Source organism: Arcicella aquatica (assembly GCF_034928825.1).
Lineage (GTDB): Bacteria > Bacteroidota > Bacteroidia > Cytophagales > Spirosomataceae > Arcicella > Arcicella aquatica.
Map to the genome: position 1 here is coordinate 1 of NZ_JAYFUL010000087.1, position 7335 is coordinate 7335.

5 protein-coding genes are annotated in these 7335 nt (G+C 34.3%); 3 read left to right on the forward strand and 2 right to left on the reverse strand.

Annotation, left to right across the window (positions count from 1 at the left end):
• Positions 1-122 precede the first annotated feature (122 nt).
• The gene (locus VB264_RS24750) at positions 123-1631 is read right to left on the reverse strand and encodes an acetyl-CoA carboxylase biotin carboxylase subunit (protein WP_323254068.1); all 1509 of its coding nucleotides are present in this window, start codon (positions 1629-1631) and stop codon (positions 123-125) included.
• Between the two features lie 714 nt (positions 1632-2345).
• Here VB264_RS24750 and VB264_RS24755 point away from each other — a divergent pair.
• Positions 2346-4670 (forward strand): LruC domain-containing protein, encoded by a 2325-nt coding sequence (locus VB264_RS24755; protein ID WP_323254070.1) that lies wholly within the window; start codon positions 2346-2348, stop codon positions 4668-4670.
• Between the two features lie 141 nt (positions 4671-4811).
• Here the strand turns inward: VB264_RS24755 and VB264_RS24760 are convergent, their stop codons facing one another.
• The gene (locus VB264_RS24760) at positions 4812-5180 is read right to left on the reverse strand and encodes a hypothetical protein (protein ID WP_309920180.1); all 369 of its coding nucleotides are present in this window, start codon (positions 5178-5180) and stop codon (positions 4812-4814) included.
• 371 nt (positions 5181-5551) lie between these two features.
• Here VB264_RS24760 and VB264_RS24765 point away from each other — a divergent pair, with 371 nt between their 5' ends.
• Entirely contained in the window at positions 5552-6829 is a 1278-nt protein-coding gene (locus tag VB264_RS24765) for an aminotransferase class I/II-fold pyridoxal phosphate-dependent enzyme (RefSeq protein WP_323254071.1), read from the forward strand.
• Positions 6830-6979: 150 nt separating this feature from the next.
• On the forward strand, positions 6980-7162 hold the full coding sequence (locus VB264_RS24770; protein ID WP_323254072.1) for a histone H1: 183 nt from the start codon (positions 6980-6982) through the stop codon (positions 7160-7162).
• Positions 7163-7335 lie beyond the last annotated feature (173 nt).

Consider the following 7335-nt stretch of genomic DNA (forward strand, 5'->3'; position numbering starts at 1 on the left):
AATATGAATAAAATTGTATTTTTCAAATAAATCACCTCAATAAACATGAAAAATCCACCCAAAACATGAGTGGATTCTATTATAAATCAATATCGAAAAATAATTTTCAAGGGAAGCCATCATTAACGATAGCTCAAACGATTTGCTTGCCAATTGCTTGTTTTTAGAACAGTTTGGCTATTGGTTTGTGCTTGCACTGAAACTTTTTTAGTTGTAATTAAATAATTAGCCAACGCCGCTGCTAATTTTTCTTCTTCAGGATTCGGTAATCCGTCCAACAGTGCTGGTGAAAAATATAAATTGATAAACCTCGTATCGAAATTACCAGACAAGAATGCTTCGTGTTTCATCACAAATTTGCAGAAGGGTAAAGTCGTTTCAATACCAGAGATTTTAAACTCATCAATTGCTCGAATCATTTTAGCAATAGCTTCTTCACGGTTTTTACCATAAGTAATCAGTTTCGCAATCATTGGGTCATAGAAAATCGGGATGGTCATTCCTTGCTCAAAGCCATCGTCTACTCTCACTCCATTCCCTTCGGGTCTGACATAAGTATTTAATGTTCCGATGTCTGGCAGAAAATTATTTTTGGGGTCTTCCGCACATACCCTGATTTCTATCGCATGACCGTGTATTTGTAAATCTTCTTGTTTGAACGAAATGCATTCCCCCTCCGCAATACGAATCATTTCCTTTACTAAATCAATCCCTGTAATTAATTCAGTAACGGGATGTTCTACTTGTAGGCGAGTATTCATCTCTAAGAAATAAAAATCAAGCTTCTCGTCAACAATAAATTCTACCGTACCAGCACCATAATAATTACAAGCTTTAGCCACATCGACCGCACAACGCCCCATAGCCTCACGGATTTCAGGTGTTAACACAGAAGATGGAGCTTCTTCAACAACTTTTTGATGACGACGCTGAATAGAACATTCTCGTTCAAACAAATGAACCACATTTCCGTGCTGGTCGCCCAATACTTGAATTTCAATATGTTTTGGGGCGGTAATATATTTTTCAATAAAAACTGCACCATTTCCGAATGATGTAATGGCTTCTGAAACCGCCCTATCCATTTGGTCATCAAAATCTTCTTCCTTTTCTACTACCCGCATTCCTTTGCCACCACCACCTGCGGAGGCTTTAATCAACACAGGATAGCCAATTTCTAATGATTTCTCTTTGGCAGTAGCTCTGTCTGTAACGGCATCAGGCGTACCCGGAACCATCGGGATGTTGTATTTAGCGACTGTATGTTTTGAGGTTAGTTTATCACCCATCAACTCGATACTCTCAGGCGAAGGTCCAATAAAGATTAATCCAGCATCAATTACTTTTTTGCAAAAGGAGGCATTTTCAGAAAGAAACCCATAGCCTGGATGAATGGCATCTACCCCTAAGTCTTTGCAAATTTCAATGATTTTATCACCTAATAAATAAGATTCATGTGAAGGCGGTGGACCAATGCACACAGCTTCGTCAGCAAAACGAACGTGGGGTGAATTTCTATCTGCCTCAGAAAAAATAGCTACTGTTTGAATATTAAGTTCACGAGCAGTCCGCATAATGCGTAAGGCTATTTCTCCACGATTGGCTATCAATATTTTTTTTATGCTTGGCATACACTAGGCTCAGGTTTTATAGTGCTTTAGTATCTCTATCAAACAAAGATAAACTTTAGCGATAAACTTATTGGATTTTTTTAATTTTTTCTGGTAAGTGTTATATATACAATGGGAAACTTTTTTAGCAAGGTTTGAAATTCAACTACGAAGTATTTATCGAGAACAAATCATCTGTTACCTGATTTATTAAATATGCTATCGAATCAAAGATTAAATAGATTTTTAAGAAAAAAATCGGATGTTTTTTAGAAAAAATGAGCTATTGGCATGGTAATTGCTGTTTAAATAAGCTTTAGTAAGAGGGTTTTCACTAAAATTTATTTTTAGTGAAAAATACAAAAAATATTTTCTTGTATTTTTTTAGGAACACTTAAAAAAAGCTGTCTTTTTGATGAACGTTCCTTTATTGATATAAGTGAAGATAATTAATGAGCTTCAATAAAGCTGTTTGATGAAAAACATAATGTTTTATTGTAATTAATTGATAGTCAATGACTTAATATTAGGATAATATACGTCTTTTGTCTTTAAATAATTAGAATTAATTTTGTAATTAATATTTCAGGCAGAATTGTTAAAATGTATAATAATAAATTTTACCAAGAATATAATAAAATAAAGAAATACTCAAAAATTACCATAGATTAAAAGATAAGTTTCTAAAACTATCGTTAACTCAATGTTCTATTTATAGAACGTAAAATAAATAAAATGAAAACTAAAATTCTATCAATTGTATTCGGCTTAGGCATTATTGCTTCATCATGCGTATCTGAGCTTGTCGTTGACGATAAAGTTGCCAATGATATCAATAATTTAGTAGTACCTGCAGGTTTCGATTGGTCAACTGCAAGGGACGTAAGTTTTAATGTTTCAGTAAGTGACATTCGTTTCAAGAATTCACTTCATGTAGTTGCTGTTTACACTGCTGATCCTTCAACAGGCGTAGCTAAGGCGCTATCAAAAGGAACTGCTTCATTAGCTTCTTCATTCAAAACTAAAATTTCAATTCCGGCTGGTGTTAAAGAAGTTTACTTCGTTAAAACAGCTCCAGATGGTACTAAATATACTCAGAAAGTAGCATTAACCGCTGCTAGTAGTCTTGCAGTAGCTTTAGGAGCAACTCCTTCTGGAAGATTGAGTGCAAACACTGAATTATACGCTACTACAGAAACAAGTCCTGATTGTAGTACAGGATGTGATATGTCAGTAAGCAGCTCAACAACTATCGACCTTGATTCAAAAACTGGTTCACAAACAATTTGTTTGACAGGTAGCAATTATACTGTAAACTTCAACCCAAATACATTAAATGGCGGTACGCTTCGTATTTGTGGTACTAACATTACGCTTAATAATTTGAATTTTAACTCAGGTGCTAAATATACAGTAATTATTACTTCAAAGGGTTCAGCTAATTTCAGTAATGTAAACTGGGATTCAAAAGATGTAACAGTGAAAAACTTTGGTACTTTGACTTCTTCTGGTAACCTTATTGTTGGAGGTACTTTCTATAACTATGGAGTTGTGAATGCTAATTCAGAATTACAATCTCGTACAGGTTCAAACATCATTAACGAAGGACAAATCATTGTTAAAGGTGCTTCTCCATTAGATGGCGCAATGACTAACAATGCTGAAATTTCATTCGCTGGCGAAGTTAGATTAAATTCTTCTGGACAGACTGTAACTAACAATGGTACAATGACTGCTGCTGGAAACTTTATCATCAACAATTCTACTACGATGACTAACAATAGCTATATGACTGTTGCTGATATGCAAGTAAATAGCTCAGGTATTCTTAATAACAAATGTCATTTAATTATTAAAAATACATTAGGTATCGACAAAACTGTAAATAATGATAGTTATATCTCTGTAGGAAGCTGGACACGTATCAATGGCTCAGGTGTTGTTAACTTATACAATGGTGCTTTGTTGGTAACTAACTCTTTATCAACTTACGATGGTAAAATTACGGGTACAGGTGATAACTATTCATTATTCAAAGTATTAACTGCTGCTGGTGGTAACATCAACAACGGAGGTGGTCAGAAACTTACAGGTACTGTTCAATTCTCAGAACCAAGCGATATTCTTAAAGCTGATTTCTTAGATAAATTTGCTCAGAAAACTAAAGATGGTGGTATTTATATCGCAAAAACATCTTGTAACGAAGGAAACGGAACAGCACCAGTATCAAGTAATGACTCAGATAAAGACGGTGTAATTGATTCGGAAGATGCTTATCCAAATGATCCTGCTAAAGCCTTCAACAATTACAATGTTCCTTCAACAGTAGCTTTTGAAGACCAATGGCCATCTGTAGGAGATTATGACTTGAACGACGTAATCCTTGCCTTTACTTATACAATCGTTACAAGTTCTTCTAACCAAGTGGTTCAAGTTAAAGCAGATTATACACTTCAAGCAACTGGTGGTTCATTCAACAACGGTGCAGGTATTCAGTTTAACATTCCAACTGGAAATGCTAAAAATTTCACAGGTACTTCTACTATCGGTGCAGGTTTAGAAGCAGGTCAAGACAGCGTGGTTGTAATCTTATTCAACAACGCTAGAAACGAACAATCAGCATGGAATACACGTCCAAATGAAGCAGTAGTAGCTTATAAAACTTACTCGTTCTCATTTGATGTAACAAACGGACCTTCTATCGGAGCATTCGGGCTTGGTTCATACAATCCATTTATATTCAATAATACATCTGGTTTTGGTAGAGGTTACGAAACACACTTATTCGGTAAAAATCCTACAAAATTAGTAAATAAAGGATTGTTCGGAACGAAAGATGACGCTTCTACTGGAAGTGCTTATTATGCGACATCGAAAAAATTACCTTGGGGTATCGAAGTATCAACAGCTAACTTCAAATATCCAAAAGAAGGAGTTAAAATCACTGATACATATTTGAAATTTGCTAACTGGGCATCGTCAGGTGGTAATTCAAGTATAGACTGGTATTCAAACACAGCGGATGGTTATAGAAATGTTTCAAATATTTTCAATCCATAGTCCTAAATAGTTTAAACAAAAAGAGCTTCGGAAGTTAATTCCGAAGCTCTTTTGTTTTATGGGGTATATGATTAACCAATGAATCAGAATTCCCAACTCAAGACTCAAAACTCAAAACTCAAGACTCATCACTCAAAAGTTTTATTCTTCTTCAAAATCTGCTCTATTAAACAACGCTTTAAAGGTTTCAGACATAGCAATAAGGTCGTGAACCTTGTTTTTAGCTAATTTCAATGTCCTAGTTTCTTGGCAATCATGAATTCTTTTATCGAAATGATTCCATAAATTAATCATGTCGTTCATGTTTTCTGCAAAACGCTCTACGATATACCGTTCAAATTTAGGCTTTTCGCCTTCAGCCAAGTAAAGAATGATATGAAAGTTTTCGTCAACAAAAAACCAAGAAAGATGACTTCTAGTAAAGTCCTTAATCATAGCATTATTATCTACCAAGAAGTCTATAATATCAACTTCATTGTTGATGGAATAGAGGTTTTGATCGTTTTTCATATCATTATTGTATTTTTTTAAGAAGATACACTCTAAAAATTTTACAAATATTTGACTACTATAAACGTTAGGCATAATCAATATAATAATAAGAATTCATATTTTAGATAAAAAAATATAAGTTCTTGAAATATTACTAGAAATTATTAGGGAATTGTCTAATTCAAATGAAATAGCACTTAATATTGAGACATTTTTGCAGAAAGAAAATAATACCTTAACTTTGTGATTATTTAAAGATTATAAAATGTTTTTCTCTTGAAATATATAACAATATTTAGACAGCAAAATATTTTATGATTGAATTCATAGAATGCTCCGTTGCTTTTGTGAAATTCATATTAGTTATTAATCATTAAAACATAAAAAAAGTGGATATTTTCGATAAAGTCAGCAAAGGTCTGGGACCTATCGGTGCCCATGCTCATTATTCTCATCACTACTTTACTTTCCCTAAGTTGACAGGAGAGTTAGGGCCAAGAATGACCTTCATGGGAAAAGAAATGTTAAACTGGTCATTGAACAATTACTTAGGTTTAGCTAATCATCCTGAAGTTCGTGAAGCTGATAACAAGGGAACGCAAGATTACGGTTTGGCTTATCCAATGGGCGCTAGGATGATGTCAGGTAATTCAGATTTACATGAGGAGTTTGAAGCTCAGTTGGCTGAATTTGTTGGAAAAGAAGATGCCTTTTTATTGAACTTTGGTTACCAAGGAGTAATGTCCGTAATTGAGTGTATTTGCGACCGTAACGATGTTATTGTTTATGATGCTGAAGCACACGCATGTTTGATTGATGGTATTCGTTTGCACAAAGCTAAAATGGGTGATTATTATAAGTTTAATCACAACGACATGGATTCTTTGCGTAAAAACTTAGAAAGAGCTACTAAAAAGGTTGCTGAAACAGGCGGAGGTATTTTAGTAATTACTGAAGGTGTTTTCGGGATGTCGGGTAAAGTAGGTTCATTAGATGAAATTGTGAAAATGAAAGAAGATTTCAATTTCAGAATTTTAGTAGATGATGCTCATGGTTTTGGAACGATGGGTCCAAACGGTAGAGGTGTACATGAAGCATTGAATTGTATAGACGGTATCGATTTATACTTCTCTACTTTTGCTAAGTCAATGGCAGCAATTGGTGCTTTTGTTGCGGCAAGTAAAGAAATTGTAATGTTCTTGAAATATAATATGCGTTCACAAATCTATGCAAAAGCATTACCAATGCCATTTGTAGTAGGTGGAATGAAACGCTTAGAATTGATTAAAAAACATCCAGAATTCCGTGAGAAATTGTGGGAAAATGTAAGAGCTATCCAAACAGGATTTAAAGCAAAAGGATTTGATGTGGGTGAGACTACATCTCCAGTAACGCCGATTTTCTTACATGGAGACTACGAATTATCACACGTAACAGCGCTTGTACGTGATATGCGTGAAAATATGGGTGTGTTCTGTTCTATCGTAACTTACCCAGTAGTACCGAAAGGACAGATTATGTTAAGAATTATTCCTACAGCTTCGCATACTTTAGAAGATGTAGCTTATACGCTAGATTGCTTTGAAAAGGTACAACAACGTCTGCAAGACGGTACTTACCGCAGAATTGCTGAGGAATTCTTAGCTCAGCAAGCAGAATTAGCATAATTTATATAGGTTTTTGACTTATTTCGCTTAAATTTTGGTGCTTGGATTTGTAAGATGTAATAAAATAGCTATATTTCGGACACAAAAAATGCGTCTCAACGCTATTAAAGGCTTTTTCAACCAATTATCAACTTAAATCCAGTTTCTATTATGAACAGATTTGCAGAAGTGAAGGACTTAATTTTGTCCTTAGAAGGAGATTTCGAGAAGTTTTATGACAAAGGCAATCAAGCTGCTGGTACTCGTGTAAGAGGTGGTATGCAACAATTGAAAACTTTAGCTCAAGAAATCCGTACAGAGGTTCAAGAGATAAAAAACAATGCAGCAGAATAATGCTAAATAGTTAAAGATTTAATAAAAAGGCTCAAGTAACTTGAGCCTTTTTATTTTGGCTTCCCTTGAAAATTATTTTTCGATATTGATTTATAATAGAATCCACTCATGTTTTGGGTGGATTTTTCATGTTTATTGAGGTGATTTATTTGAAAAATACAATTTTATTCATA

Bases quoted from the DNA above. Each gene is read 5' to 3' on its own strand.
- VB264_RS24750 (WP_323254068.1), bottom strand. From the start codon at position 1,631: ATGCCAAGCATAAAAAAAATATTGATAGCCAATCGTGGAGAAATAGCC.
- VB264_RS24770 (WP_323254072.1), top strand. From the start codon at position 6,980: ATGAACAGATTTGCAGAAGTGAAGGACTTAATTTTGTCCTTAGAAGGA.
- VB264_RS24760 (WP_309920180.1), bottom strand. From the start codon at position 5,180: ATGAAAAACGATCAAAACCTCTATTCCATCAACAATGAAGTTGATATT.
- VB264_RS24755 (WP_323254070.1), top strand. From the start codon at position 2,346: ATGAAAACTAAAATTCTATCAATTGTATTCGGCTTAGGCATTATTGCT.